This is a genomic window from Flavobacterium muglaense, assembly GCF_014305155.1.
In the GTDB taxonomy this organism is placed as follows: Bacteria; Bacteroidota; Bacteroidia; order Flavobacteriales; family Flavobacteriaceae; genus Flavobacterium; species Flavobacterium muglaense.
The window spans coordinates 1-1284 of sequence record NZ_JACRUK010000116.1 but is presented as its reverse complement, the minus strand read 5'-3'; the positions used below and the strand labels follow the sequence as shown (position 1 = coordinate 1284).

The following is a 1284-nucleotide window of genomic DNA, read 5'->3' as shown; positions in this document are numbered from 1 at the left end:
CTTTTCTTCCTTTTATATTATATTATGTGTTATATTTGAAAGAAATAAACGGAAGTTTTTTCACAGACTGACGTTGGGCGCAATTTAAAAAATCGATGAAAGTCAATAAAAAAATACTTGATTGAATAGTTATATACAAATCAAAAGATTAAATTTGTCGAATTAAAAAAGCATAGACATTTTATGAGGCAATTCATTCAAAATAAATATTTTCTACTCATCTTTATTGCTATAATCTGGGGTTCTTCCTTTATACTCATAAAAAAAATACTACCAGTATTTGACCCATATCAAATCGGAGCTTTTAGGGCAGGATTGTCAGGCTTGCTTTTGTCATTTATTGGATTCCCAGCTTTGAAAAGAATGTCAAAAAAGGACGTTTTTTGGATTGCTCTATCAGGGTTATTTGGTAACTTTTTAGTGGTCTTTATTTTTCCTATTGCACAACAGGGCGTAAGTAGCTCATTGGCAGGAATCATAAATGCATTAGACCCAATATTCACACTCGTTTTAGGAGCAATTCTGTTTGGAATCAGAAATAAAGTTATTCAATATGCTGGAGCAATAATTGGATTTATAGGTGCTATCATTTTAGTTTACTCTTCCAATCCAGGAAATGGCGAAAATCATCTTTATTATACGGTTTTATTAGTTATAGGTTCGGCACTTTATGCCGTTGCTGCACTCATTATTGAAAAAAAATTACATCACATAAAATCGACAGATATATCAACAGGTATTTACACTATTTGGATGGTGCCATCTCTTTTAATTTTAAGTTTTTCAGGTTTTTTTACAGACATTGATTACAGCCAGAATGAAACTTTAACGGCTCTAGGCTATTTAGTCTTTCTAACCGTCGTTAGCACTACTTTGGTAATGTTTTTGTTTTTCAAGCTTGTTCAAGATACCTCTGCGGTTTTTGTAAGTACCATTTCACTTTTATTACCAGTCGTCGCGGTAATATGGGGGGTTTTGGACAAAGAGAAATTTACAGTTTGGTATGCAGTCGGTGGATTATTAATTTTGATTAGTGTATATCTCATTAGAGAAAAGAAAAACAAATCATTGGAAAAGGAATAAAAACTGCGCCCAACCGCAGTTTGGCAATATGGCGGGTTAAGGCTTAATTTGAAGTTGGTTTTGTATCTGAAAATTAGTGCTTATCGAAAGTTTCGGCTTCCTTAATCCGCCACATCGCCAAGCTGCCAACCGTCAGGCTGTGAAAAAACCTCATTTAGTCGCTATTTTGACTTAAAATCATCCTCATAAACATCACTACAA

The 1284-nt window shown here is 33.6% G+C and carries 1 protein-coding gene; it reads left to right on the top strand.

All coding sequences use genetic code 11. The features are described 5' to 3' along the window. Positions 1–183 precede the first annotated feature (183 nt). Positions 184–1083, top strand: coding sequence for a DMT family transporter (locus H8R24_RS18015; RefSeq protein ID WP_187021838.1), 900 nt, complete (start codon positions 184–186; stop codon positions 1081–1083). The last annotated feature ends 201 nt before the right edge of the window (positions 1084–1284 follow it).

Excerpts from the sequence above, each read along its gene's own strand:
- H8R24_RS18015 (WP_187021838.1), top strand. The coding sequence starts at position 184 with ATGAGGCAATTCATTCAAAATAAATATTTTCTACTCATCTTTATTGCT.